The sequence below is a fragment of the Acaricomes phytoseiuli DSM 14247 genome, from assembly GCF_000376245.1.
Lineage (GTDB): Bacteria > Actinomycetota > Actinomycetes > Actinomycetales > Micrococcaceae > Renibacterium > Renibacterium phytoseiuli.
In genome coordinates this window covers 33226-57440 of sequence record NZ_AQXM01000061.1, presented here as the reverse complement: position 1 = coordinate 57440, position 24215 = coordinate 33226, and the positions used below count along the sequence as shown (strand labels likewise).

The window sequence follows — 24215 nt, the reverse complement described above, 5'->3', positions numbered from 1 at the left end:
GTGACTTGAACGGTGCCTCAGTGCCCGCGGTCGATCCACTCCTGACGCTGCGGAGCCTCAGCGTCGATACTGCTGGCCTCGCCATGGCCCGGGAGCACCTCGGTTTCCGGCGGCAGGGTGAGGAGCTTGGTGGTGATGGATTCGATGATGGTCGGGAAATCGCTGAAAGAGCGCCCGGTGGCTCCAGGGCCGCCCTGGAACAAGGTGTCGCCGGTGAACACGGTGCGCAGAGCCGGTGCGTAGAAGCAGCACGAACCGGGGGAGTGGCCGGGAGTGTGCAGCACAGTCAGGAAGAGGCCCGCCGCATCGTGCGCCTCATCTGCGGTGCGCAGATGGAAGCGCTGCCCCTCGGCAAGCGGCTCCGGTGCGGGCCGCCCGGGGTAGACCCGCTCCCACAGCATCGTGTCCGCCGGATGCAGGTAGAGCGGCGCCCCGGTCAGCTCGCTGAACTCCAGCGCAGCGCCGATATGATCGTCGTGCCCGTGGCTGAGCAGCACGGCCTTGACTCTGCGCCCCGCTACGGTGTGGGCGATCGCGGCGGCATCGTGTGCCGGGTCGATCAAGATGACCTCTGCCCCGGCGGCTCCGTCGCCGATGATCCAGGTGTTGTTTTCTACTTCCCAGCTGCCGCCATCGAGCGAGAAGGTGCCCTCGGTGCGGATACGCTCGATGCTCATAGTATGACCACCGATCGCAGTACCGCCCCGCCGGCCATGGTCTCGAAGGCTTGTGCTACATCTCCGAGTCCGATGCGCTCGGAGACGAAAGCATCCAGGTCGAGCCGACCCTGGGCGTAGAGCTCCACGAGCGCCGGAAAGTCCCGGCTCGGCAGGCAATCGCCGTACCATGAGGCTTTGAGCGCCCCGCCGCGACTGAAAACATCCAGCAGCGGCAGCTCCAGCATGAGCTCCGGAGTGGGGACGCCCACCAGCACCACGGTGCCGGCGAGATCCCGGGCATAGAACGCTTGGCGGTAGGTTTCCGGCCGGCCCACGGCATCGATCACCACATCCGCACCGAAGCCTCCGGTGAGTTCCTGAATCCGCGTTATGGGATCTTCCCGGGAGGCATCCACGAGATCCGTCGCGCCGAGCTTCTCGGCGGCCTCGAGCTTGCCAGCATCCAGATCGACGGCGATGATCCGCCCCGCACCTGCCAGCCCGGCTCCCGCGATAGCGGCGCAGCCCACGCCGCCGCAGCCGATCACGGCCACCGATTGGCCGCGGCGCACCTGCCCGGTATTGACCGCCGCCCCGATTCCCGCCATCACGCCGCAGCCGAGCAGGCCGACCGCTGCAGGATCCACATCGTCGCGCACCGGGGTGCACTGCCCTGCGGCGACCAGGGTGCGCTCGGCGAAGGCGCCGATACCCAGGGCCGGGCTCAGCTCGGTGCCGTCTTCCAGAGTCATCTTCTGCCGGGCGTTGCCGGTGTCGAAGCAGTACTGCGGCTCGCCCCGGCGACAGGCCCGGCACTGCCCGCAGACCGCCCGCCAGTTGAGGATCACTCGGTCCCCTACGGAGACCTCGGTGACGCCGGGCCCGGTCTGCGCCACCGTACCGGTGGCTTCATGGCCCAGTAGATAGGGGTAGTCCTGGCCGATGCCGCCCTGCAGATAGTGCAGATCGGTATGGCACACTCCGCAGCTGATGATGTCTACGAGCACTTCGCCAGGCCCAGGCTCCGGCACCAGGATGGTCTCCAGGCCGAGTTCGCCCTCGCCGAGGGCGACAACAGCTCTGGCCCGATGAACCGTCATGGAACCATCCCTTCTCGGAGTAGCGCTGAAGGCTTCCGTGCACTCGTGATACCGGTATTAGGTCACGAGTGTACGGAAGCCTTCGCAGATGGGATAGCCCCCTTAGCTAACCTTCACCTGATCCAGGGCCCAGAACCAGTTGTTCACGCCTGCGTAGCGGAAGGCGAACTTCACACTCGTGGCTCCGGCCGGCGCTTTCACCTGGAAGCTCTCCGGGCCGGCGTAGGTGCTTTGGTAGCTCTTGACCGGGGTGACCGCACCGTTATCCCAGATCGCGGTCAGCTCGGCGACCTGCCCGGATTCCTGCTGGTACTGAGTCTGGTACTCCAGGGTTACCGCGCCATCGCCCACCGGGTAGGCCGGTGTGATCAGCGTGGAATCGAAATTCCGGCTGCTCTTGGGCAGGTTCAGATCATCCCAGGCATCGGAATCCGCCACGGCGATGACATCGCGCCCGCGCACGAAATTCTCCCGGCCCTGATTCTTGTCATCAGCCGGCGAGCTCCAGAATTCGTTGGTGGTGAAAGTCCAGCCGCGCCATTCCGGTACACCGCCGGTGGGCATCTTCGAATTGTCGATACTCCAGCCCGGCGGCGGCGTCTGCGTGTACCCCTTGAGATCAGCCGGGATCTCCGGTTCGGTCTTCTTCGTTTGCAGCAAGGGCCGGAGCGCGTCGAAAGCATCCGAGCGCAGTTCGTCCATCGGGGCGCCGTCCAGATTCCATGCCGGATCGATCGGGATACCCGCGCGTTTGAACACGGTCGGCGCAATATCGACGGGCTTGAGGTTGTAGCGGACTTCCTTGCGGTTCTGCCCCGGAGTGTAAACCGCCGTCATCACGTTCCGCTCCGCGAGCGATGTCCCGTTGCCGTGGCTGCCGCCATCGCTCAGGCCGTGATCGTTGGTGAGAATCACCTGCCAGTCCTCATTCGCGAAGCCCGGGCCGGATTCGATCGCCCGCAGCATCGCGCCGACGTTCTGATCCGTCTTCTCCAGCGCATTCCGGTAGGCGGTCCCGTAGACCCCGCCGGAGACGTTCTCATCGGGAGCGCCCATGTAGATGAAGCTGATATCAGTGCGCTTGGCGTAAATGGTACGGGCGGTGAGATCGGCTTCCCGGGCGTCCTCGGTAAGGTAGCCCGTACCGGAGACACCGCTGCCGTAGCGGTAATCGATGTTCTTGGAGATCACCGGGCCACCCGCGGATTCCGTGGCCAGCGGCTGCTAATCCGCCACGGCGAAAGTGCTCAGCTCCGGTTTCGCCTGTTCGGCCCGGGTGAGCAGATCCGGGTACTGGTCGAAGCGCTTACCGGCGAAGGAATTGCTGGTCACCCCGTGCTTATCCGGCCAGACCCCGGTGAGGATGCTGCTCCAGCTGGGCCCGGAGACCGTCGGTGCCAGGTTCACGGTCCCGGAGCCTTTAGCGGGGGCGAAGGTGTAGCTCATGGACGAAGTGCCCTCGTTGAGGATCTTCTTCAGATTCGGCGTATTCGAGGCCTGCACCCGGTCCCAGCGGACTCCATCGATGCCGATCACCAGGGTTTTCTGTGCGGAGGCACCGGGGTCGAGATCGGGAACCGGAAGCGGGTTGCTCACGCCGAGACCGGAGTCGAATTCGGCGTTCTGCGCGTAGGCGGGTGCGGTTGCGGTGACTCCGGCCAGGCCCAGCGAGCCCAGGAGTGCGGAGCCGGCTAGCAGGGAATTGAGCCGGAGATAAGATCGGGATCGTTTCATGCCTTCAGAATTAACAGCCCTACCTGGAGCACAGCTGGAGCCGGCGTGAACGTCAGATGAACGGGTGCGCAAAGCATGGTGACGAGAGATTCTGGAGCGGGCGACGGGAATCGAACCCGCGTATCCAGCTTGGGAAGCTGGCGCTCTACCATTGAGCTACGCCCGCAGCAGCCCCGGAGCCCGGGGCGACGACCTCCAGCTTAGCCGATATTCGGAGGGCGCCAGGCATCGGCAATGAAGAAGCACAGGGAAACCACCGAGAATCCAGCAATCGGCTCAGGGCACAAGCTCCTGGACCAGTTCCCGGACCGTTTCGGCGACCGACTCGGGGTGGCTCATCATCAGATGGTGCGGGGCCGGCCGGACTGTTTCCATCCGGGCGTCCAGTTGCCGGGCGCTGAGTGCCAGGGAGGTCCGCCGTTTGATCACCCAGGGCAGCGGCAGCCGGGGCTCAGCCGCCAGGAAGACAGAGCGCCAGGGCGGCGGATCTACCTCTGAAATTCGCTGCGCGCTGATGAACCTGCTGCACTCCGGGTAGCGCGAGAGCTCCAGGCGCAAGGCAGCCAGTTGCTCCGGAGTGGAATGCCGGTGCCGGGCTGCCGTCTTGTTTGCCACCCGACCGGCTACTCGTGACAGCCTCGGCGTGCTCAGCCTGCGCAGTACCCCGAATAAAGGGCCCGGAATGAGCCGCGAAGCCACCGGAAGCATCGTGTCGGGAAACGGCAGGTAGCCGTCATCGTCGCCGGGCTCCGGCACGCTCGGGTCCAGGAAGAGCACGCCTGCGCAGCGCTCGGGAAAAGCCCGGGCGAACCCTTCCGCGTAGAAAGCACCCATGGAGTGAGCGAGCACGAGCACTGGTGAAGCCGCCCCCAGCTGATCCAGGACATCTCGGATCCGCTCGGCTTCGGACACCACGGTGTATGCCGTCGCATACTCTGGGGTGCCCTGGGCCGGCATCGGGCTTAGGCCCGAGCCCGGGCGATCGAAGCAGACCAACCGCAGGGGCCGACTATGAGCCGCTGCCCCGGTAGTTTCTGTCAGCTTCGGTGACTGCATCGCCAGGAAGAGTGGCAGCCATTCGCACCAGCAGGAACCCAGCCCGCCGATGCAGAGCACTGTCGGCATACCTGACACGTCGGGAATACCCGATGCAGCCGGGATCTGTCCTACCAGCTGCTCCACGATATGTATGCGTTCCCCTTGCAGAGACGGCAGTGAGGAGACCGGCGTGATTGTCATGACCTTGCCACCTCTCGGCAGATATTCTCAAGATCATAGATCACGGCCTTGAGCCGAGTTTCAAAGACGGGTTCAGCAGGTAGCCTGGAGCTGTGAACGTGCGCAAGAACACCCGAGCCCTGGAAGACGGCATCGCCACCGACCTGCGCGGCACGATGACCTACGGCGGATACCTGGGCTTGAATCAGCTGCTCTCCGCGCAGCACCCGGTGAGCGAGCCGGAGCACCACGATGAGCTGCTGTTCATCATCCAGCACCAGACCTCCGAGCTCTGGCTCAAGCTGGTCCTGCATGAGCTACGGGCGGTCCGGCAGCAGCTGGCCGCGGATGATCTGCGAGCCGCACTCAAGGGCGTCGCCCGGGTCAAGCACATTCAGCGCTCGCTGACTGAGCAGTGGAGTGTGTTGGCGACGCTCACCCCCACCGAGTACGCGCAGTTCCGGGGCGCGTTGGGCCGGTCTTCCGGGTTCCAGTCCTACCAGTATCGGGCGGTCGAGTTCTTGCTGGGCAATAAGAATCAGGTGATGCTCCAGGTTTTCCAGGACGATCCGGCGGCGCAGCAGATGCTCGCCGAACTGCTCGAGCAGACCAGCGTCTACGACGAATTCATCCGTCTGCTCGCACGGCGCGGGTTCGATGTTCCGGCGGAGCTGTTGGAACGGGATCTCCACGAGGCGCACACCTTCACCCCGGATCTCGTCCGAATCTACCGGGAGATCTACGAGGATCCTGAGCAGTTCTGGGATCTTTATGAGGCCTGTGAAGAACTGGTGGATTTGGAGGAGAACTTCCAGTTCTGGAGGTTTCGGCATCTGAAGACGGTGTTGCGCACTATCGGTATGAAAAAAGGCACCGGCGGGTCTTCGGGGGTCGATTTCCTGCAGCGGGCGCTGGAGCTGACGTTCTTCCCGGAGCTTTTCGCGGTGCGCACCGAAATAGAACAACCACCAGCTACGTAGGCTATTTTATTAGGGTGTTGCTCTCAGATCGCGATATCCGGGCCCAGGTTGATGATGGTCGTATTGTTCTCGACCCTTACGAACCCTCGATGATCCAGCCGTCGAGCGTCGATGTGCGCATCGATAAGCTGTTCCGGCTCTTCGATAACCACAAGTACGCTCATATCGATCCGGCGCTGGAACAGCCCGAACTGACCCGGCTCGTCGAAGTCGAGCCGGATGAAGCGTTCGTGCTGCACCCCGGTGAGTTCGTTCTCGGTTCGACCTACGAAGCGGTGACGCTTCCGGAGGACATTGCGGCGCGTCTGGAGGGCAAGTCCTCACTGGGGCGCCTCGGCCTGCTGACGCATTCCACGGCCGGTTTCATCGACCCTGGGTTCTCCGGCCACGTCACCCTGGAGCTGTCCAATATGGCGACCCTGCCGATCAAGCTTTGGCCGGGGTCGAAGATCGGCCAGCTGTGCTTCTTCCAGCTCTCATCCCCGGCGGAGCATCCTTACGGTTCGGGCGAGTACGGCAACCGCTACCAGGGTCAGCGCGGGCCCACGGCGTCTCGAAGCCACCTCAACTTTCATCGCAGCGGCGTCTGAGCGTTTCCCTCCCCGCTGAGTGGTCGGATATGGCGCGATAAAACGCTTCTAGGCCGCCATATCCGACCACTCAGCGAGGGGGATATCCACAAAGGCGTGAGTTTCCCGGTCCCCGGGTTCCCGATCTGCCGATGCTGTACGAATGCGAAAACCAGCACCGCTCCCGCCGTCTCTGGCTCATCGTTCGTTCACCATCCAGGAAGCGCGCGCCGCTGGGCTCAGCCGATCTCGTACTAGAGCGCGGGATCTGCTGACCGTCAGCCGAGGCTTACGTGTGCCCTGGGGAGTTCCTCAGGAGCTAGCCGAGTCGCTGCGCCCGCTGCTGGCGGTCTCACCGGGTGCAGTGATCTGCGGGGTCACGGCAGCCCGTCTATGGGGCCTTGCCCTGCCCGCTAGGCTGCTCGATGACCCTCGGCTCCATCTCGCTACCGTCGGCACCAATAATCCGGTGCGCCGATTCGGGGTCTGCGGGCATCGGTTGAAGCTGACGCCCGAAGAGGTCCGGTGGCGTGACGGCCTTCCCGTCACCGCGCCGGAGAGAACCTGGCTGGATCTCGCGCCGAAGCTGACGGAAGACGAGTTGATCGCGCTCGGCGACGAGCTGGTGTGCGAGCATCGTCGGAGTTTCGGCCCGGTTCGGCAGGCGCTGGCCTCTGCGGATCGACTGAAGGCGGTTGTGGGTGCGCATCCGGGGAACCGGGGCGTCCTCCGAGCCAGGGCTGCCTTGGAGTTGATCCGGGTGGGTGCCGATTCGCCTCCGGAAACGCATCTCCGGTTAGCGCTGATCCGTGCCGGGCTCCCCGAACCGGAGCTGAATGCGGTGATCCGCGATGCTCGGGGAGCGGAATGCGCCTGGCCGGACCTGGCCTATTCGCGCTATCGGATATCTGTTCAATACGACGGAGCTCATCATCGGACCGCAGCGCAGCAGGCCAGTGATGCAGAACGGGATTACGCCACGGCACGGGCGGGCTGGGAGAGCATTCTGGTCACGAAGCATCTGCTGGGCGATTATTTCCCGGGCAGCGAGGGGTTCGCCCCCGCCGTGGCGCGCATCCGCGAAGCGCTGATCCGCCGAGGTTGGCACCGCTGAGCGGTCACGTCTGGCGATATAAAGCGGCGCTATATCGCCATAACTGACCGCTCAGCGGGAGTGGGATGGGGCCCGGACCGGAAGCAGCAAGGCGATCCCGGCGACTAGGACGATGATGATGCCCAGGATCCCCCAGCGCTGCCCGCCGAACCAGGCGATGAAGCTGGCGAACAGAAGCGGTGCGATGAATGATGCCCCCCGGCCGGTTGTGGCGTACAGCCCGTAGAGCTCCCCGGCCTTGCCCTCCGGAGCCAAACGGCCCAGGAAGGTCCGGGCCGAAGATTGCGCCGGGCCGACGAACAGGCACAAGGCCAAGCCGAAAACCCAGAACAGGCTCTTAGCGGACTCCGGTATCAGCACCGGCGCGAAGAAGAGCACCACACCGGAGACGATCAAGCCGATGAGCGATGTCACGATAACGGTTTTCGGCCCCAGTCGGTCATCGAAGTACCCCGCAGCGAATGCTCCCGCTGCCGCCACGACGTTCCCGGCGATCGCGAAGATCAGCACATCGCCCCGGGCGAAGCCGAAAGTTCCCACCGCGATTACCGCTCCGAAAGTGAAGATCGCGGCTAGACCGTCCCGGAAAACAGCGCTGGAGACCAGAAAGTAGAGTGTCTGCCGGCTTTCCCGCCAGAGTCGGCCGATGGTTTGGAAGAGTTCCCGGTAGGAGGCCAGAACGCCGGTGACGGGCTTTACCGGATCAGCAGGCTTCTCTGGAATCGCAAACAGCACCGGCAGCGAGAACACCGCGATCCAGGCGGCGCTCACGAGCGCCACTACCCGGTAGCGGGTGTTCTCATCCAAGCCGAAGAACTCCACCCCGGGCGCGAGCATCCCGAAATACAAGGCCACCAGGAGCACGATGCCGCCGAGGTATCCGCTGGCCCAGCCGATGCCGGAGACCTTCCCGATGGTCTGCGGCGTGGAGATCTGCAGCAGCATCGCATTGTAATTAACCGTCGCCAGTTCCAGGAAGATATTTCCGCCCGCCAGCAGCAGGCAGCCCAGCAGCAAGAAGGCCGGATTCGGTAGGACGAAGAAGCAGGATGCGGTCAGCACCACCACGGCTGCGGTGTTGATCCCGAGCCAGAGCCGCCGCCGGCCGCCGCGATCAGAACGTTGGCCGATCACCGGGGCCAGCAGGGCGATCAACACGCCGGCTCCGGAAAGCGACCAGCCCAAGACCGTGGAAGCATAGTCCACGCCACCGAAAGTATCGGAAACCAGATAGAAGGCGGTGAAGACGAAAGTCGTCATCACCGCGTTGAAAGCCGCCGACCCCCAATCCCATGAAGCCCAGGCGATAACGGGCCAGGCTCGCGCCCGAGCGCTCGGATCGGCAGCAGTCTGTGTCATAGCTGAATGCTATCTGGACGTCCGGTCATTCTCGTATTGATAGAGTAAGTAACCGACCCGACCGGGTCCTTCGAAAGTTATGAGATGGAGCCGATCGTGTTGCTGATCCTCGTCCTGCACTTCGTGCTGGCGTTGATGGCACCATTCTTCTTCCGCGCCTGGGGCAGAAATGCCTTCTACGCGCTCGCCGCGGTTCCCGGGATATCCTTCATCTGGCTGCTGGCTCAGTACCCCGCGGTGATGGGCGGTTCACCGCTCGAGCAGCGCTTTGAATGGGTTCCTGCCCTTGGGCTGGGCCTGGATTTTCGCCTCGATGACCTCAGCTGGCTGATTTCCTTGCTGGTGCTCTGCATAGGCGCTCTCGTACTAGCCTACTGTGCCAGGTATTTCCATGCAGATGACCCGGTCTTCCAGATGAACGGGGCGGGTTTCGGTGCCCAGTTGCTGGCCTTCGCCGGAGTCATGTTCGGCCTGGTCATCTCGGACGACTTGATCCTGCTGTTTATCTTCTGGGAACTCACCACGATCCTGTCCTATCTGCTCATCGGCTACTCCCGGACCAAGATTGCAGCGCGGCGCTCAGCGCTGCAGGCGCTCATCGTCACCACTTTCGGCGGCCTGACCATGCTGGTCGGATTCATCATGATCGGTCAGGGAGCAGGGACGTACCAGCTTTCGGTGATCCTCGCCGACCCGCCGCAGGGCATTGCGATCGACATCGCCATCATCCTGGTGCTCGTCGGGGCGCTCAGCAAGTCCGCGCTGATACCGCTGCACTTCTGGTTGCCCGGAGCGATGGCGGCGCCGACGCCGGTGAGTGCGTATCTGCACGCCGCCGCGATGGTCAAAGCAGGTATCTACCTCATTGCCCGGTTCGCCCCGGGATTTACCGAGACGGCTTATTGGGTTCCCGTGATCGCCAGTTTCGGCCTGGCCACGATGCTCGTCGGTGGCTGGCGGGCGCTGCGGCAATACGACATCAAGCTGATCCTGGCCTATGGCACGGTGAGTCAACTGGGTTTCATGGCCATGGTCATCGGCCTGCCCGGAGCCGGCGCGGCACTGGCCGGAATCGCCTTGGTGCTGGCGCACGGAATGTTCAAAGCGATCCTGTTTCTGGTGGTCGGCATCATCGACCGCCAGACGGGAACCAGGGATATCCGCAAGCTTTCCGGGGTTTTCCGCAGTGCACCGGTTTTGGGGGTAGTGGCGGCCATCGGCACTGCTTCAATGGCCGCGGTGCCGCCATTATTCGGTTTCGTCGCCAAAGAAGCCGTGTACGAGGCGCTGATCTATGGCGGCAATGTCTGGCTGCTGATCGGCGCGGTGGTCGGCTCCATCATGACCGTGGCCTACAGCCTCCGTTTCTTCTGGGGCGGGTTCGCCACCAAGAAACTGGCGGACGGTGCTCCTGCACCGGCCACCGAAGTCCGCAGGATTTCCTATGCTTTCGTGGCGCCCCCGGCGATCCTGGCACTGCTCACAGTGGTCACCGGCGTTCTCTACGCCCCGGTGCAGAGCTGGATCGAGCCTTATAGCAACCAGTTCCTCGCGGCCGGAGATAAAGAGCCGTATCTGACCCTGTTCTCCGGGTTCAACTTGGCGCTCGGCCTGAGCGCCCTGACCCTGTTGAGCGGCTGGCTGCTCTTCCTGGCACGGAATCCGGTGAGTCGGCTGCAGGCCAGGGTTTACCCGCTGTTCGATGCCGAGCGCGGTTACCGCAAGACTATCGTGGCCCTGGACGCCGTTGCCATCTGGGTGACCGGGCGCACGCAGCGCGGTTCCCTGTACTTCTATCTCGCGGTGATCCTTTCTACTACGGTCCTGGTGAATCTGGTAGCGGTCTGGATCAGCGGCAAGCCCTTCCCCGAGGTCTATTTGATAGATCCGGGTAACCCGGTCCAGATCATCTCCGCGGTCATCATCACGCTCGGCGCGGTGGCTGCGGTAAGGGCGAATAAGCGCTTCTTCGCTCTACTCATGGTCTCCGTGAGCGGTTACGGGATCGCCCTGATCTTCGCCTTCCAGGGGGCCCCGGATCTCGCGCTGACGCAGATGTTCGTAGAGTCGATCATCCTGGTGGCCATGATCTTGGCGATGCGCTCACTGCCCGCGAAGCTGCGGGACCGCACTACCGGTAAGCAGCGCCTGGCTCGGGTGATTATCAGCCTGGGCTTCGGCGCCACGATGGTCATGGTCGCGCTGATCGCCCTGGGCTCGCGCGTTTCGGCCCCGGTTTCGCTTGAATTCCCGAGGCTCGCCTACGAGGAGGGCGGCGGCTACAACATCGTCAATGTCACGCTCGTGGACATCCGCGCCTGGGACACGTACGGGGAGATCTCCGTGCTCGTCATCGCGGCCACCGGCTTGGCGAGCCTGATCTTCGTGCGCAGCAGGGGCAGTGCTCTGCCGCGAGCGGTGGATACCGAGTCGGGCAGCGTTGGACGCAGACACATTGGCAGCGGCAGAGACGCCGCTGTGCTGAAGCTCGCACAGCGCTTCGCGGTCTCTTCCCGGGATGCGTGGCTGGTAGCCGGACGCACGCTGGCGCCGCAGCGGCGTTCGATCATCGTAGAAGTGATCGTCCGGCTGATGTTCCACTCCATGCTGATCTTCTCGCTCTACTTGCTTTTGGCGGGCCATAATTTCCCGGGCGGAGGCTTCGCCGGCGGCCTGCTGGCCGGGCTTGCCCTGACGCTGCGGTATCTGGCCGGCGGCCGGGTCGAGCTCTCCGAAGCGACCCCGGTCAGTGCCGGAGCCATGCTCGGCATCGGCCTGGGCACGGCGACGATCTCCGGTCTACTGCCGCTGTTCTTCGGCGGGCAGGTCTTCCAGACCGGAATCTTCGAGTTCTGGCTTCCCGTCTTCGGCGATGTGAAATTCGTGAACTCGACGATCTTCGATATCGGCGTCTACATGATCGTGGTGGGTCTGGTACTGGATGTTCTGCGCACCCTGGGCGCGGAGATCGATGAGCGCGAAGAAGAGCGCCGAGACGAGTACGTCGCCCAGCCCTCCTCAGCCTCTCCAGGATCCCAGGAGGCGGATCGATGACCGTCAACCTGACTCTCCTGCTCATCATGGGAGTGCTCTATTCGGTGGGAGTTTATCTTCTGCTGGAGCGCAGCCTGACTCGGGTGCTGATGGGCCTGATGATGCTCGCCAATGGCACGAACGTCTTGATCCTGGCCACCGGCGGCTACGCCGGTATCGCCCCACTCTTCGGCAATGATGTGCCCGGGGAGGAGTACAACGATCCGTTGCCGCAGGTGCTCATCCTGACCGCTATCGTGATCTCTTTCGCGATGACGGCCTTTATGCTGGGGCTCGTCTACCGCAGCTGGGTGCTCGCCCGCCAGGACGATATCCAGGACGATATCGAGGACCGCAGGGTGGCTAATCAGCCCCTCTACGATGTCGAAGAAGACGCTGAGATCCCTCAGGAGACCAGCGAATTCGAAGATGAAGTACCACCCACCAGGCTGCCAGGAGAGGAGGAGCAACGATGACTCTCGCCTCTTTGACTCCGCTGGCGATTATGCTGCCCTTCCTGGGGGCTGCCGTGGCATTCCTGCTGATCCGACACCGTCGGGCCCAGCAGACCGTTTCGATCTCGGTGCTCACAGCGACGCTGATCCTGGAAATTCTGCTTCTCGCCGAGGTTTGGAACGGCGGCACGCTAGCGGTCCAGCTGGGCGGCTGGACGCCGCCGTGGGGTCTCGTGCTCGTCGTCGACCAGTTCTCCGCTCTGATGCTCGTCGTCTCGACGGCGGTCGGTCTCGCGGTGCTGCTCTACGCAACCGGCCAGGGCGCTGCCGACGGCGATGTCGAAGGCCCGGTCTCGATCTTCCACCCGACGTATCTGATCCTGATGGCGGGCGTTTCCAACGCCTTCCTCTCGGGCGATTTGTTCAACCTCTACGTGGGCTTCGAAATCCTGCTGACGGCTTCCTATGTGCTGATGACCCTGGGCGGTACCGGGCCGAGGATTCGGGCCGGGGTGACGTACGTCGTGGTCAGCGTGGTGTCCTCGATTCTCTTCCTGATCGCCATCGGCATGGTCTACGGAGCCACCGGAACCATCAATCTGGCGGACCTGGCGCTTAAGCTCGGCCAGCTCGATCAAGGCACGCAGACCGTGCTGCATCTGATGCTGCTCATCGCCTTCGGCATCAAGGCGGCGGTCTTCCCGCTGAGCTTCTGGCTCCCGGACTCCTACCCAACTGCACCGGCTCCGGTGACCGCGGTTTTCGCTGGCCTGCTGACTAAGGTCGGCGTGTACGCTATGGTGCGCACGGAGACTCTGCTCTTCCCGGGGGATACGCTCAACAGCTTCTTGATGATCGTGGCTCTGCTGACGATGGTGGTCGGGATTCTGGGTGCGATCGCGCAAACGGATATCAAGCGACTTCTGTCCTTCACCCTGGTCAGTCATATCGGCTACATGGTCTTCGGGCTGGCGATGTCCTCGGTGCTCGGTCTTGCCGCTGCGGTGTATTACGTGGTCCACCACATCATCGTGCAGACCAGCTTGTTCCTGGTCGCCGGGCTGATCGAGCGCCGTGGCGGAAGCACCGCTATCGACAGACTCGGCGGTCTGGCTAAACTGGCCCCGCTGCTGGGCATAGTCTTCTTCATCCCGGCGATGAACCTGGCCGGCATTCCGCCGTTCTCCGGGTTCCTGGGCAAGCTCGGCCTACTGCAGGCGGGCAGTGCCATGGGAACTCCGTTGGCCTGGGTCCTCGTGGGAGCTTCGGTTGCAGTGAGCCTGATGACCCTGCTGGCGATTGCACGGGTCTGGAACCGAGTGTTCTGGCGTAGCCCGCAGGAGGCCGAGAACCCGGACCCTGTGCTGCTCGAGGGCCTGGATGAGAGCTGCCGGGCAGGCAAGAGCCAGCCCGGATCGCGGACCAAAACCGGCCAGCGGCCCGCGAAACTGATGTTCGGTTCCGCCATCGGCCTGGTGGCGCTTGGGTTGTCCCTGACGGTTTTCGCCGGCCCCCTGATGCGATTCGCTGATCTGGCGGCGGAGGATATGCTCGAACGCCGGCCGTATATCGGGGCGGTTCTGGGCGAATCCGGATTGACCGTGTTGGATGAGTTGGATGAGGTAGCCGCCGCGAACGATCAGGGTCAGTCCGATCAGCAAAGCCAGGCAGACCAACAGGGTCAGCAAGATGCTGCAGCGGGAACGGGGCAGTGATGGCACGTCAGAAAATCTCCTTGCGTCAGGAGCTGCCCCTGCTGATCTGGTTGGTTGTGGTCTGGGGTGCGCTGTGGCGGGATTTCAGCCCCGGTAACCTCGTCTTCGGTTTGATCCTCTCCTTGCTGGTGACCCGGATCTTCTACCTGCCGCCGGTGCAGCTGAGTGGCCGGTTCAATATTTTCTATGCGCTGGGCTTCGCGTTCATCTTTCTGTGGCGAGTGGCGGCGGCGAGTGTCGAGGTCACGATCGTCGCCTTGTTCCGAGGGCCGAGGACGCGCAATGCCGTAATCGCGGTTCAGCTGCGCAGCCATTCGGATCTCATGATGACGGCGACCGGTCATGTGATCTCGCTGATCCCGGGGTCCTTCGTGGTTGAGGTGGATCGCTCAACATCAACGCTTTATCTACACACCCTCGATGTCGACTCCGTAGAGAGCGCGGAGCAGGTGCGGGAGCAGGTGCGCGGCACCGAGGCCTGGCTGATCCGGATCATGGGGACTTCTGCTGAACTGGCCGAATTGAAGGCTGCCGAGGCCGGGGCCGACGCTGGGAAGGAGCAGGCATGACCTTCTTCGATACGCCCTGGCAGGTGGTCGTTGGGATTGTGGTGGGGGTGATCCTGGGTTTGGCGGCGCTTGCCGCGATCTACCGGATCGCCAGAGGGCCTTCGCTGCTGGACCGGGTGATCGCCTCGGATGTTCTGCTGGCGACGTTCTCCGCCGCTCTGGCCACGGAGATGGCGCTCAATCGGCACTTGGATAATCTGCCGCTGCTAGTGGGTCTGACGGTGGTCGGCTTCATTGCAGCGGTGACCGTGGCCCGGTATGTGGCGGAGCAGCGGCAGGAGGCGCCATGAGCTGGGAAGCCGTTGTCGATACGATCTCTGCGCTCGCTCTGATCTTCGGTGCGATGATGTCGCTTTCCACGGCTATCGGCTTATTGCGCTTCCCGGATCTGCTGAGCCGGATCCACGCTGCCGCCAAACCGCAGGTGCTGGGCTTGTTCCTGCTGCTGCTCGGCATGGCTTTGCAGCTGCGGCAGTGGGAAGTGCTTCCGGTACTGCTGATCGCCTTGATCTTCCAGCTGCTGACCGCGCCGGTGACAGCTCATATGGTGGGGCGTTCCGGCTACCGTACCAAGCATTCGCGCCGGAAGAACCTCAGCCAGGACGATCTCGATGATGTGGTGGAAGCGGCCACGCTCGAGGAGGAGCGCGCTCACGAGGATGGACGCTAGCCTTCCGGCCGAGCGCTGATCAACGCCATCGTGGTTTTGCTTTAGCCTTTCCGGGTTCTGTGGTCGGCCTCATCGCTGATCCTCCGTTAGCGCAAGCCGATTATGCTACCGCCGGCAGATCCTTATCAGCTCAGGAGCGCTACGAACCCGACCCGGCTCGATGAAGCCGCTACGGTCTACCTAGGCCGCACCGCTCCGGATTCCGAAACGGGACCAGGCGTTTCCATCACCACCGACGACACCATCGCAGTTGTGGACGAAGGTGTCTCTCAGCTACTGACCAACGGTGCCTCCAGCTTCCCTCCGTTACTACTCGGGCAGCGAAATTATGCGCTGAAACTAGTCTGCTCCGGTAGTGATGCCATATGCGCGGCTGGATCGATGGCAATGAAAATGGGGTGTTCGACTCTCAGGAGGCCGTCTCCGAAACCTGCTAAAACGGTACTGTCACCCTAAACTGAGTAGTCTTCTCCCCCAGGCGGAGCCGTCGGGGGCGCTCTTCGCCTGGTTCCGGATCGCTTCAGCCGCTGGGGATGTGGCGCAGCCCGCGGGCACGGTTGCCACGGTGAAGTGAAGTAGAGGATTACCTGCTCAGGGCACCGCAGCAGACCGGCTGCCCGGCACCCGCAAGGCTCATCAATGGCGGTTTCGAGACTCCTGTCCCCCGGGCAGTTCGGGTACTTCAACCAGAATCTTGCCCCTTACTGGATGACAACTGCCGGATCGCGGCAGGCGACGCCGTGGACTACCGCTTCGAGGTGACCAATATCGGCTCGGGGCCGGTGGCAGCCTCCGGGCAGGTCACCAACCCCGGTCAGGAGCCCGCCGATATCGTGGTGACCGTGGATTGGATTACTCCGGAATCAGATGTCTTGGCTCGTGCCTACTCACTGCTGTGCCAAGTACCGCCGGGGGCAAGTCTTGAGATGTTTCCGTCCAGGTGGACTATTCAAGTCAACTGCGTGCTCACCGTTCGAGCAGGGAAAGCGGCAGTGTGAAGCACGTCCAACAGGCGGTGAACCGGAATATTGTCGGGTCGGTTAGGCTGGTGCTATGAACGTGGTCTTCAAGCTGCTTGCCGCCGGTATCAGTTTCGGTGCAGGATTCGCAGCGAATAAGCTCGTGGATACGCTCTGGACTAAGGCGACGGGGAATGAACCGCCCAAGGACGGCGACAACCTGGAGCACAGCCTGCGATCCGCTCTGACCTTCGCGGTGGTTTCCTCGACTGTCGCCGCGATCATCCAGACGCTGACCGGCAGGGGTGCGCAGCGGGCGATCTCCCGCTTTGATAAAACCAGGGATCTCACCTAATCCCGGTGCAGTAGCAGCAAGTTGAGATAACGACAGGGGAGCGCCGCGAAGGCGCTGAGAGTGCGGATTCCCGCAGACCCTCGAACCTGATCCGGTTAGTACCGGCGAAGGGAGTCGAGCGATCTTCGGTGCCTCCATAGGGAAGCGCCGCCCCTCCTACCGAGGAGGATTCATGAAACAGGCCAGTGGCACCGCAAGCTATCAGTGGCGCGTCGTGGACATCGTCGTCACCGCGGTGCTCGGCGTCGCCGTGGGTGTGGTCTTCTGGGCCTGGTCCGCCGGGTACGGAATAGTCTCCGGGGTGACCGCCGCGTTCCCGCCGCTATCCGCGCTGTACGGCGGCGGCTGGCTGATCGCCGGAGTGCTCGGCGGTTTGATCATCCGCAAACCCGGTGCCGCTCTCTTCTGCGAGCTCATCGCAGCAGCTACCGAGGGCGCCCTGGGCACGCACTTCGGCCTGACGGTTCTGCTCTCCGGCCTGGTCCAGGGCCTCGGCGCGGAACTGGGCTTCGCGCTCTTCGCGTACCGGCGTTTCACGCTGCCGGTGGCCCTGCTCTCCGGCGCCCTCGCGGGTGCCGGAATGGGGCTGACCGACAACATTGTCTCGAACGTGGCTTGGCAGTTCGGTTGGAAGGTCGTCTATTTCTGGCTTGCAGTGCTCTCCGGCGTCATCATCGCGGGCCTGCTCTCCTGGCTGGCGGCACGAGGCCTGGCGCGCACCGGAGCGCTGGCTAATCTGGCCTCCCGCAAGGCAGCCAGCGAACGGGTTTTCTGATGGGCGCTGATGCCGGGCGCGCTGTCCCGTGAGCGGGCAGCCCTTAAGCGAGCCGATTCGTCCTGCCCGGCTGCACGCCGAGGGCTGGGGTTGGCAGCACGCAGGCCGAGAGCGCCCGGCCATCCAGGGTTTGGACCTGACCATCGAGCCGGGCGAACGGGTGCTGCTGCTGGGCGCCTCCGGATCTGGTAAATCAACCTTCTTGCAAGCTGCGGCCGGCCTGCTCAGCGGGGAGCTGGACGCGGAAGAACAAGGCCGGCTGCTGGTCGACGGCCGGCCTGCGGCAGAGCAGCGCGGACGCTCCGGTCTGATGCATCAGGATCCAGAGGCGCAGGTGGTGCTCTCCCGGATAGGCGACGATGTGGCCTTCGGGCCGGAGAACCTCGCAGTGCCCCGAGCCGAGATTTGGCCACGGGTGCGCGCCGCCCTGGATGCGGTAGGCCTCCGGCTGCCCTTGGAGCATCCTACGGCGCAGCTTTCCGGCGGTCAGAAACAGCGGCTCGGGCTGGCCGGACTGCTCGCCATGCGGCCGGGGCTCTGGCTGCTTGATGAGCCCACGGCTAATCTGGACCCTGCCGGGGTCGTGGACGTCCGGGATGCGGTGGCGCGATCCCTGGATGCCAGCGGCGCTACCCTGGTGGTGGTCGAACATCGGGCCGAGGTCTGGCTCGGCCTCGTGCACCGCGTCATCGTGCTAGGCCATGAAACCCGGGGCGAGTCCGCGGTGCTCTTCGACGGGGCCCCGGAGGCACTCCGGCCAGGCATTGAGCAACGGACCACACTGCTCGCAGGGCTGCGGGAGGCTGGCATCTGGGTCCCTGGGGAGCGGCCGGTAACCCAGCGGCGCAAGGCTTCATCCGCGCAGCGCGTTGACCCCCGGGACGTTCTCATGACTGCCCAGAACCTCTCTGTGTCCAGGGAGCGTAAACCACGCAAACGTAGATCTGCAGGGCTTCTGCAGCAGGCCGCGGCGTCCGGGATAGACCTGAGCATCGCTCCGGGAAACGCGTTGACCATCACCGGCCCCAACGGGGCCGGGAAGACCGCCCTGGCGCTCACGCTCGGTGGTCTCCTGCCGGCGCAGGCGGGATTCATCCGGGCAGAGCCTCGCCTCGCCCGTGGCCTGGAAGCCGAGCCGACCTCCTGGACCGGCCCTCAGCTCATCGAAAGACTCGGTTCGGTCTTCCAGGAACCCGAGCATCAGTTCATCGCCGCCACAGTGGCTGCGGAATTGGATTTCGGGCCGCGGCTGCTGGGCCGCGGGATGGACCGGGTGGGGCAGCTCATCGAACGATTGCGCCTCGGGCCCTTGCTGGCAGCGCACCCCTTCACGCTCTCTGGCGGAGAGAAGCGCAGGTTGTCCGTTGCCACGGTTCTCGCCGCAAGCCCGCAGGTGCTGATCCTGGACGAGCCCACTTTCGGCCAGGACGCGAAAACCTGGGCGGAGCTTGCTGATCTGCTCATCGAACTGCTCGATGAGGGCGTCGCGATCGTCTCCGTCAGCCATGACGAGGCATTCCGGGAGGCCATCGGCGGAGCAGAGCTAGCCTTGACTGCGAGGCAAGTGCGATGAGCGTCTGCGCCCGGCCGCCGGAAGCGGCTCTTGCGCCGCCGCTGCTGAACCGGGCGAATCCGCTGAGTAAGATCATCGCTGCGATGATTGTGCTCTTCGCGCTGCTGCTGAGCCTGGATCTCGTTTCGGCCGGTGTGGCACTGCTGTTCGAACTCCTGCTCCTGCCACTGGCCGGTCTCCGACTGGGGGTGCTGCTGCGCCGCGGCTGGCCGATTCTGCTTGCAGCCCTTGGTGGAGCGTATGGGACCGCGCTGCTTGCCGAGAAGACCGGAGAGGCGGTCTTCGACGCCGGGCCATTGCTCTTGACGACGGGGTCGATCGCCGCTGCGGCCGCTGTGCTGCTCAGAAGCCTGGCTATCGCCGTGCCGGGGCTCCTTTTGCTGGCGAGCACAGACCCCACCGATCTAGCCGATGCCCTGGCGCAGCGTGCCAGATTGCCCGAACGCTTCGTTCTGGGCGGGCTTGCGGCGATGCGCCTGGTGGGCTTGCTGGTGCAGGAGTGGCAGATCTTGGGGCAAGCGCGCCGGGCGCGTGGCGCGAGCGGAGGAACCAGGGGTCTATCGGCGGTGCGTGCTACCGCGGCACAGAGCACGGCGCTGCTGGTTCAGGCGCTGCGCCGTGCCGGCCGACTTGCGGCAGCGATGGAGGCGAAAGGTTTCGGCGCCGGGCGCCGCACCTGGGCTCGGCCTTCCCATTTTTCCCGGCTCGATTTCTTAGTGATCTGCGGAGGTATCGCTATCGCGGTGGTTTCAGTGGCTGCTGCGCTCCTCTGGGGAACCTGGAATCCGGTCTTTTGGTAACGAATTTATTTCATGTAATGACTATGGTTACACTTAAGCAACGATTTTGTTTCTGAAATTTTCTTGAATATGCAGACTGTGATATTTTTTGTTCGTGACTGTAGAAGCACAGGAAACGTCAGAGACCGTGGCCCAGATCGTGCGTAATGCACGGCTCGGAAAAAGCTGGACCCAGGGCCAGCTCGCTGCCGAACTGGGCACGAGCCAGAGCGCGGTAGCGCGGATGGAACAGGGCAAGCAGAATCTCAGCCTCAAGATGATCCAGCGCCTGGAATCGATCTTCGGCCAGAGCATCGTCAACGTCGGCGGTGGAAAGCGTCGTATGACCCACCTGCGTGTCACCGGCGGCCGCAAGCTCTCCGGCGCGGTGGAGGTCAACTCCTCCAAGAACGCCGGGGTCGCCCTGCTCTGCGCCTCGCTGATCAACCGCGGCACCACGATCCTGCGCCGCCTGGCCAGAATCGAAGAAGTCAACCGCATCGTCGAGGTGCTTACCAGCATCGGCGTGGAGTGCACTTGGCTCAATGCCAATGACCTTCGCATCAAACGTTCCGCCAAGCTCGATCTCGACTCCATGGACATCGAGGCCGCCCGCCGCACCCGCAGCGTCATCATGCTACTCGGCCCGCTGCTCGATGAGCCGGAGCTGTACCACTTGCCCTACGCAGGCGGCTGCGATCTAGGCACCCGCACCGTGGAGCCGCATATGCAGGCGCTCCGCCAATTCGGGCTCTCGGTGAACGCGCATCAGGGTTTCTACCAGGTGCGGACCCCGGAGGCGGATTCCGGGGACCGGACTTTCGTACTGACCGAGCGCGGCGATACCGTCACTGAGAACGCGATCATGGCTGCCGCCCATCGCGAGGGCACCACGGTCATCCGCAATGCTAGCCCCAACTACATGGTTCAGGATCTGTGCTTCTACCTGCAGGGCCTGGGCGTGGAGGTCGACGGGATCGGCTCGACGACCCTGACCATCCGGGGTAAATCACAGATCGACACGGATATCGAATACGCCCCCAGCGAGGACCCGATCGAGGCGATGAGCCTCATCACCGCGGGAATCGTGACCGGCTCCGAAGTCACGATCCGCCGAGTGCCGATCGAGTTCATGGAGATCGAGCTGGCCATGCTGGAGCAGATGGGCCTGCGCTATCACCGGACGTCCGAATACACTTCGCGCAACGGGCATACCCGGCTCGTCGATATCACCACGCTGCCTTCGCAGCTGCAGGCCGCGCCGGATAAGATCCACCCGATGCCCTTCCCGGGCTTGAACATCGACAATCTGCCGTTCTTCGCGGTGATCGCCTCCTGCGCGGAGGGCACCACGCTGATCCACGACTGGGTCTACGAGAACCGGGCGATCTACCTGACCGAGCTGAACCGGCTGGGTGCACGGGTGCGTCTGCTGGATCCGCACCGCATCGACGTCGAGGGCCCGACGCGCTGGCGCGCTGCCGAGGTCGGCTGCCCGCCGGCGCTGCGCCCGGCCGCTTGCATCCTGCTCGCCATGCTCGCTGCTCGCGGCACTTCGGAGCTGCGCAATATCTACGTCATCGAACGCGGTTACGAAGATCTCGCGGAGCGGTTCAACGCGCTCGGTGCGGAAATCGAGTACTTCCAGGACTGACCCCGGTTGACTCCGGTTGACCCCGCACTTTTGATGCCTTCCGTGACTTTTGATGCCGTCCGTAGACCATCAAAAGTCACGGAAGGCATCATTTTTTGCGGAGTCCGGCGCGGAGCAGGAGCTGCGCTAGTCGCCCTGGATGCTGCGCTTCGGCCCAGGTCCAGCGCACCACGCCGAGGCCCAGGGCGCGGAGGCGATCCTCACGGAGCTTTTCCGCGACGACCACTTCATCACTGGAGCGGCCGTTGCGGAACCGGGCATCGGCGTACTTGATCTTGCCATCGAATTCGCCGACCACACCGACACCCGGCCAGAAGAAATCGGTGTAACCGATCAGGCCGCGTGCATCATCGAAGCGGGCCTGCAATTCCGGCGGAGGAAAGCCGGCCAGGATGATCGATGCCCGGCTCAGTGATTTGCCCACTGAACCGGAGCGGGCATCCGCCAGCTTCAGCACCGCGGCCGCTTTGCGTCGTTTCGCTCCGCTGCTGAGTTCTTGGGCGAGTGTGTTGAGCTCCGCGCAGCGAGTACCACGCGCCAGCGCATTATCTGCAGCTGCCAGCGCCCAGCCGAGCTCGGTGCCGTGTGCTGCGATTTCCAGGACGGTGGCGGCCAGCCCGGTGCAGCGGAGCTCGTCCAGCAGCACGCCTTCGGTATCGAGAGCGTGATCCCGTTGTCGCTGGATCTCATGAGTGCTGCTCAGACCGCTGTCGTACGGAACCCAGACCGACACCCGGCGTGGCGGCTTCGGCAACGGTAAGTTCCAGGCCAGAGCAGCCGAGCCCCGGCAGAACAGCGGCGGCCGCCGTGCTGCACGGTGAACGGCTCTCATCATGAGCAGATGTCTTTCGGCCGGGGTAAGACTCTGCCATTCTGCGGGCGGAAGATAGTAGCCCCGTTTGATGCGCCTGAGTTCACCGCGGTGTTCCGCCCGGGCCAAGGTGAAACGGAGATTCTGGTCGAAGCGGTTATCGTCGGGGTGCTGTAGCTGAGTCATGCGCTCGAGCCTGCTGGGCCGCGGCCAGAGCTGCCAGGGGTCAGCGGCTCCTTGTGAGTATCACCCCGCGGAAATTGATGCCGTCCGTGACTTCTGATGGTCTCCGAACGGCATCAGAAGTCGCGGACGGCATCAATTGTGGAGAGCTTGTTGGAGGTCTGCGCGGAGATCATCAAGGTCCTCCAGGCCGACGGAGAGCCGTACTACGCCGTCGCTGAGCCCGATGGCCGCACGCCCTTCCGCGCCCATCGCCCGGTGCGTCGTGGTCGCAGGATGCGTGATGAGCGTTTTCGCATCGCCCAGATTGTTGGAGATATCGACGATGCGCAGCGCGTTGAGGAACGAGAATGCCGCCGGCTTGCCGCCTTTCAGCTCGAAAGTCAGCACGGTGCCTCCGGCGGACATCTGCCGGGCAGCCAGCTCGTACTGCGGGTGCGATGGCAGCAACGGATAGCGCACCCAGGACACCTCGGGCTGCTCCGCCAAGAAGGCTGCCAGGCTGAGCGCACTATCGCAGGAGCGCGCTACCCGGAGACTCAGCGTCTCCAGCCCCTTGCTCAGCGTCCAGGCATTGAAGGGCGACAGCGACGGCCCGGTATGGCGCATCAGCTGCTTGACTGGCCCGTCGATGAATTCGCTGCTGCCCAGAATCGCTCCGCCAAGAACCCGTCCTTGACCGTCGATGTGCTTGGTCCCCGAGTACACGACAACATCGGCGCTCAGCTCCAGGCAGCGCTGCAAAAGCGGGGTGGCGAAAACATTGTCGGCGACGACGGTCGCCCCCGCCGCGTGAGCCAGCTGGCAGATGGCACGGATATCGACGATCTCCTGCATCGGATTCGACGGGGATTCGAAGAAGACGGCCTGCGCCGGTTCGCTCAGTGCTTGCTCCCACTGGGTTAGATCAACTCCGTCGACGAAGACGGTCTCGACACCCCAGCGCGGCAGGATCTCGTTGAGGATCACGAAGCAGGAGCCGAAGAGTGATCGGGAAGCGACCACCCGGTCTCCGGCTCCCAGCAATGCGCCGAGTGCGACGAAAACAGCCGCCATCCCGGAGCCGGTGGCGAAACAGGCCTCTGCGCCTTCGAGCAGTCTGAGCCGCTCCTGGAAGGTCGCCACGGTCGGGTTCCCGTACCGGGAATAGACGAAGCGCTCATCCTCCCCGGTGAAAGCGCGCTCTGCCGCTTCCGCGGATTCGTAGACGAAACCGGAGGTGGCGAAGAGTGCTTCCGCGGTCTCCTGGAAGCCGGTCCGGTCCAGGCCGCCGCGGACCGCCCGGGTATCCGGCGCCCAGTCCGGGGCGAACGGGTTGAAAGCCATCGCTCAGTTTCCGGGATGATCAGGGGCAGAGTGTTCAGGGGCAGGGCCGAGCCGGGCCCAGGGCAGCCCGTGGTTCTTCCAGCCGTTGATGCTGCGCTCGCCGTAGTGGTCCGGAACGCCCTCGAAGCCTTCCAGGATGTTGTAGCCGGTGTATCCCGCTGCGGTCGCGGCGGCTGCTGCGGATGCTGAGCGAACCCCCGAGCGGCACAGGAAAACGATCTCCGCCTGCTCCGGTACCGCGTCGCGCAACTCCTCGAGGAACCCCGGATTGATGAGGCCGCCGGGGAGGTTCCACTGGATGAATCGCGGCTCGGCGGCCAGCTGGGAGATATCCGGAACGCCGATGATCCGCCATTCCGCCTCGGTGCGGACATCCACCAGGACGGCTCCCGCGCTGATCCGATGCCAGGCCTCGTCCAGGCTCAGATCCCCGGCGTAGCTCATCGCGCGGAGCTTTCTTCGGCGGGAGCCGCGCTGACGCGTTCGCAGAATCCATTGTCATTGGGGCCGGTGAGTAGCCGGTAAGCGAGCTGTTCGCTCATGATCTCTCCTTCCGCTGGCGGCCAGGGAGCCGCCGAGTAGTCACCTGAGGCACCCCGCCGGAATAGAGGGTTGCCGGCCAGCA

25 protein-coding genes, 1 tRNA gene and 1 riboswitch are annotated in these 24215 nt (G+C 63.9%); of the genes, 15 read left to right on the top strand and 11 right to left on the bottom strand.

The window, feature by feature from the left end; all coding sequences use genetic code 11:
• Nucleotides 1-17: 17 nt before the first annotated feature.
• From C501_RS0108930 to C501_RS0108910, 6 genes are all read right to left on the bottom strand, one after another.
• Nucleotides 18-677: an MBL fold metallo-hydrolase gene (locus C501_RS0108930; RefSeq protein ID WP_018135282.1), complete on the bottom strand. Its 660-nt coding sequence runs from the start codon at nt 675-677 to the stop codon at nt 18-20.
• Entirely contained in the window at nt 674-1759 is a 1086-nt protein-coding gene (locus C501_RS0108925; protein WP_018135281.1) for an S-(hydroxymethyl)mycothiol dehydrogenase, read from the bottom strand. The genes C501_RS0108930 and C501_RS0108925 overlap by 4 nt, the downstream gene beginning before the upstream one ends.
• 102 nt (nt 1760-1861) lie before the next feature.
• Nucleotides 1862-2950 carry a hypothetical protein gene (locus C501_RS12975; RefSeq protein WP_018135280.1) on the bottom strand — a complete coding sequence of 363 codons (1089 nt, stop codon included), beginning with the start codon at nt 2948-2950 and terminating at the stop codon, nt 1862-1864.
• A 33-nt stretch (nt 2951-2983) separates the two neighbouring features.
• Complete coding sequence (locus C501_RS13595) at nt 2984-3493, bottom strand: alkaline phosphatase family protein (protein ID WP_018135279.1); 510 nt, start codon at nt 3491-3493, stop codon at nt 2984-2986.
• Nucleotides 3494-3585: 92 nt separating this feature from the next.
• Nucleotides 3586-3659: transfer RNA gene (locus C501_RS0108915), tRNA-Gly, on the bottom strand.
• Between the two features lie 110 nt (nt 3660-3769).
• On the bottom strand, nt 3770-4732 hold the full coding sequence (locus C501_RS0108910) for an alpha/beta fold hydrolase (RefSeq protein ID WP_018135278.1): 963 nt from the start codon (nt 4730-4732) through the stop codon (nt 3770-3772).
• 92 nt (nt 4733-4824) lie between these two features.
• Between C501_RS0108910 and C501_RS0108905 the strand changes: the two genes are divergently transcribed.
• The 3 genes from C501_RS0108905 to C501_RS0108895 all read left to right on the top strand — a co-directional run bounded on the left by C501_RS0108905 (nt 4825) and on the right by C501_RS0108895 (nt 7374).
• Nucleotides 4825-5691, top strand: a complete 867-nt coding sequence (locus C501_RS0108905) for a tryptophan 2,3-dioxygenase (RefSeq protein ID WP_018135277.1) — start codon at nt 4825-4827, stop codon at nt 5689-5691.
• Nucleotides 5692-5705: 14 nt separating this feature from the next.
• The gene (gene dcd / locus C501_RS0108900; protein WP_026174773.1) at nt 5706-6281 is read left to right on the top strand and encodes a dCTP deaminase; all 576 of its coding nucleotides are present in this window, start codon (nt 5706-5708) and stop codon (nt 6279-6281) included.
• Between the two features lie 142 nt (nt 6282-6423).
• Entirely contained in the window at nt 6424-7374 is a 951-nt protein-coding gene (locus C501_RS0108895) for a hypothetical protein (RefSeq protein ID WP_026174772.1), read from the top strand.
• 51 nt (nt 7375-7425) lie between these two features.
• Here C501_RS0108895 and C501_RS0108890 read toward each other — a convergent pair whose 3' ends face one another.
• The gene (locus C501_RS0108890; RefSeq protein ID WP_018135274.1) at nt 7426-8733 is read right to left on the bottom strand and encodes an MFS transporter; all 1308 of its coding nucleotides are present in this window, start codon (nt 8731-8733) and stop codon (nt 7426-7428) included.
• A gap of 84 nt (nt 8734-8817) precedes the next feature.
• On the opposite strand from C501_RS0108890, the gene C501_RS0108885 reads away from it, so the two are divergent.
• The 12 genes from C501_RS0108885 (at nt 8818) to C501_RS0108830 (ending at nt 21270) form a co-directional block, all read left to right on the top strand.
• Nucleotides 8818-11787, top strand: a complete 2970-nt coding sequence (locus C501_RS0108885) for a Na+/H+ antiporter subunit A (RefSeq protein ID WP_018135273.1) — start codon at nt 8818-8820, stop codon at nt 11785-11787.
• Nucleotides 11784-12242 carry a Na(+)/H(+) antiporter subunit C gene (locus C501_RS12970; RefSeq protein WP_018135272.1) on the top strand — a complete coding sequence of 153 codons (459 nt, stop codon included), beginning with the start codon at nt 11784-11786 and terminating at the stop codon, nt 12240-12242. The genes C501_RS0108885 and C501_RS12970 overlap by 4 nt, the downstream gene beginning before the upstream one ends.
• Nucleotides 12239-13936 (top strand): Na+/H+ antiporter subunit D, encoded by a 1698-nt coding sequence (locus tag C501_RS0108875; RefSeq protein ID WP_018135271.1) that lies wholly within the window; start codon nt 12239-12241, stop codon nt 13934-13936. Before C501_RS12970 ends, C501_RS0108875 begins: the two co-directional genes overlap by 4 nt.
• On the top strand, nt 13936-14505 hold the full coding sequence (locus tag C501_RS0108870; RefSeq protein ID WP_018135270.1) for a Na+/H+ antiporter subunit E: 570 nt from the start codon (nt 13936-13938) through the stop codon (nt 14503-14505). The genes C501_RS0108875 and C501_RS0108870 overlap by 1 nt, the downstream gene beginning before the upstream one ends.
• Nucleotides 14502-14795, top strand: coding sequence for an MrpF/PhaF family protein (locus C501_RS0108865; protein WP_018135269.1), 294 nt, complete (start codon nt 14502-14504; stop codon nt 14793-14795). The genes C501_RS0108870 and C501_RS0108865 overlap by 4 nt, the downstream gene beginning before the upstream one ends.
• The gene (mnhG, locus tag C501_RS0108860) at nt 14792-15175 is read left to right on the top strand and encodes a monovalent cation/H(+) antiporter subunit G (protein ID WP_018135268.1); all 384 of its coding nucleotides are present in this window, start codon (nt 14792-14794) and stop codon (nt 15173-15175) included. Before C501_RS0108865 ends, mnhG begins: the two co-directional genes overlap by 4 nt.
• A 740-nt stretch (nt 15176-15915) precedes the next feature.
• Nucleotides 15916-16173 carry a hypothetical protein gene (locus tag C501_RS0108855; RefSeq protein WP_018135267.1) on the top strand — a complete coding sequence of 86 codons (258 nt, stop codon included), beginning with the start codon at nt 15916-15918 and terminating at the stop codon, nt 16171-16173.
• Nucleotides 16174-16228: 55 nt separating this feature from the next.
• Nucleotides 16229-16489: a DUF4235 domain-containing protein gene (locus C501_RS0108850; protein WP_018135266.1), complete on the top strand. Its 261-nt coding sequence runs from the start codon at nt 16229-16231 to the stop codon at nt 16487-16489.
• Between the two features lie 24 nt (nt 16490-16513).
• Nucleotides 16514-16619, top strand: a riboswitch (TPP riboswitch).
• A gap of 42 nt (nt 16620-16661) precedes the next feature.
• Entirely contained in the window at nt 16662-17264 is a 603-nt protein-coding gene (locus C501_RS0108845) for an ECF transporter S component (protein ID WP_018135265.1), read from the top strand.
• Nucleotides 17265-17292: 28 nt separating this feature from the next.
• On the top strand, nt 17293-18837 hold the full coding sequence (locus C501_RS0108840) for an ABC transporter ATP-binding protein (RefSeq protein ID WP_018135264.1): 1545 nt from the start codon (nt 17293-17295) through the stop codon (nt 18835-18837).
• On the top strand, nt 18834-19637 hold the full coding sequence (locus C501_RS0108835) for an energy-coupling factor transporter transmembrane component T family protein (RefSeq protein WP_018135263.1): 804 nt from the start codon (nt 18834-18836) through the stop codon (nt 19635-19637). The genes C501_RS0108840 and C501_RS0108835 overlap by 4 nt, the downstream gene beginning before the upstream one ends.
• Before the next feature lie 88 nt (nt 19638-19725).
• Nucleotides 19726-21270 (top strand): UDP-N-acetylglucosamine 1-carboxyvinyltransferase, encoded by a 1545-nt coding sequence (locus tag C501_RS0108830; protein ID WP_018135262.1) that lies wholly within the window; start codon nt 19726-19728, stop codon nt 21268-21270.
• Between the two features lie 88 nt (nt 21271-21358).
• Here the strand turns inward: C501_RS0108830 and C501_RS0108825 are convergent, their stop codons facing one another.
• The 4 genes from C501_RS0108825 to C501_RS14300 form a co-directional block, all read right to left on the bottom strand.
• Nucleotides 21359-22267: a hypothetical protein gene (locus C501_RS0108825; RefSeq protein WP_018135261.1), complete on the bottom strand. Its 909-nt coding sequence runs from the start codon at nt 22265-22267 to the stop codon at nt 21359-21361.
• Nucleotides 22268-22399: 132 nt separating this feature from the next.
• Entirely contained in the window at nt 22400-23590 is a 1191-nt protein-coding gene (locus C501_RS0108820; RefSeq protein WP_018135260.1) for an O-succinylhomoserine sulfhydrylase, read from the bottom strand.
• 3 nt (nt 23591-23593) lie between these two features.
• Nucleotides 23594-24034 (bottom strand): rhodanese-like domain-containing protein, encoded by a 441-nt coding sequence (locus C501_RS12965; RefSeq protein WP_018135259.1) that lies wholly within the window; start codon nt 24032-24034, stop codon nt 23594-23596.
• Nucleotides 24031-24132: a DUF1737 domain-containing protein gene (locus tag C501_RS14300; RefSeq protein ID WP_018135258.1), complete on the bottom strand. Its 102-nt coding sequence runs from the start codon at nt 24130-24132 to the stop codon at nt 24031-24033. The genes C501_RS12965 and C501_RS14300 overlap by 4 nt, the downstream gene beginning before the upstream one ends.
• Between the last annotated feature and the right edge of the window lie 83 nt (nt 24133-24215).

What these genes read in the sequence shown, in the direction of transcription:
- C501_RS0108925 (WP_018135281.1), bottom strand. Translation starts at nt 1,759, where the DNA reads ATGACGGTTCATCGGGCCAGAGCTGTTGTCGCCCTCGGCGAGGGCGAA.
- C501_RS13595 (WP_018135279.1), bottom strand. Translation starts at nt 3,493, where the DNA reads ATGAAACGATCCCGATCTTATCTCCGGCTCAATTCCCTGCTAGCCGGC.
- C501_RS0108865 (WP_018135269.1), top strand. Translation starts at nt 14,502, where the DNA reads ATGACCTTCTTCGATACGCCCTGGCAGGTGGTCGTTGGGATTGTGGTG.
- C501_RS0108875 (WP_018135271.1), top strand. Translation starts at nt 12,239, where the DNA reads ATGACTCTCGCCTCTTTGACTCCGCTGGCGATTATGCTGCCCTTCCTG.
- mnhG (WP_018135268.1), top strand. Translation starts at nt 14,792, where the DNA reads ATGAGCTGGGAAGCCGTTGTCGATACGATCTCTGCGCTCGCTCTGATC.
- C501_RS12965 (WP_018135259.1), bottom strand. Translation starts at nt 24,034, where the DNA reads ATGAGCTACGCCGGGGATCTGAGCCTGGACGAGGCCTGGCATCGGATC.
- C501_RS0108885 (WP_018135273.1), top strand. Translation starts at nt 8,818, where the DNA reads ATGGAGCCGATCGTGTTGCTGATCCTCGTCCTGCACTTCGTGCTGGCG.
- C501_RS0108870 (WP_018135270.1), top strand. Translation starts at nt 13,936, where the DNA reads ATGGCACGTCAGAAAATCTCCTTGCGTCAGGAGCTGCCCCTGCTGATC.
- C501_RS0108835 (WP_018135263.1), top strand. Translation starts at nt 18,834, where the DNA reads ATGAGCGTCTGCGCCCGGCCGCCGGAAGCGGCTCTTGCGCCGCCGCTG.
- C501_RS0108910 (WP_018135278.1), bottom strand. Translation starts at nt 4,732, where the DNA reads ATGACAATCACGCCGGTCTCCTCACTGCCGTCTCTGCAAGGGGAACGC.
- C501_RS0108895 (WP_026174772.1), top strand. Translation starts at nt 6,424, where the DNA reads ATGCGAAAACCAGCACCGCTCCCGCCGTCTCTGGCTCATCGTTCGTTC.
- C501_RS0108825 (WP_018135261.1), bottom strand. Translation starts at nt 22,267, where the DNA reads ATGACTCAGCTACAGCACCCCGACGATAACCGCTTCGACCAGAATCTC.
- C501_RS0108930 (WP_018135282.1), bottom strand. Translation starts at nt 677, where the DNA reads ATGAGCATCGAGCGTATCCGCACCGAGGGCACCTTCTCGCTCGATGGC.
- C501_RS0108890 (WP_018135274.1), bottom strand. Translation starts at nt 8,733, where the DNA reads ATGACACAGACTGCTGCCGATCCGAGCGCTCGGGCGCGAGCCTGGCCC.
- C501_RS0108845 (WP_018135265.1), top strand. Translation starts at nt 16,662, where the DNA reads ATGAAACAGGCCAGTGGCACCGCAAGCTATCAGTGGCGCGTCGTGGAC.
- C501_RS14300 (WP_018135258.1), bottom strand. Translation starts at nt 24,132, where the DNA reads ATGAGCGAACAGCTCGCTTACCGGCTACTCACCGGCCCCAATGACAAT.
- C501_RS0108850 (WP_018135266.1), top strand. Translation starts at nt 16,229, where the DNA reads ATGAACGTGGTCTTCAAGCTGCTTGCCGCCGGTATCAGTTTCGGTGCA.
- C501_RS12970 (WP_018135272.1), top strand. Translation starts at nt 11,784, where the DNA reads ATGACCGTCAACCTGACTCTCCTGCTCATCATGGGAGTGCTCTATTCG.
- C501_RS0108820 (WP_018135260.1), bottom strand. Translation starts at nt 23,590, where the DNA reads ATGGCTTTCAACCCGTTCGCCCCGGACTGGGCGCCGGATACCCGGGCG.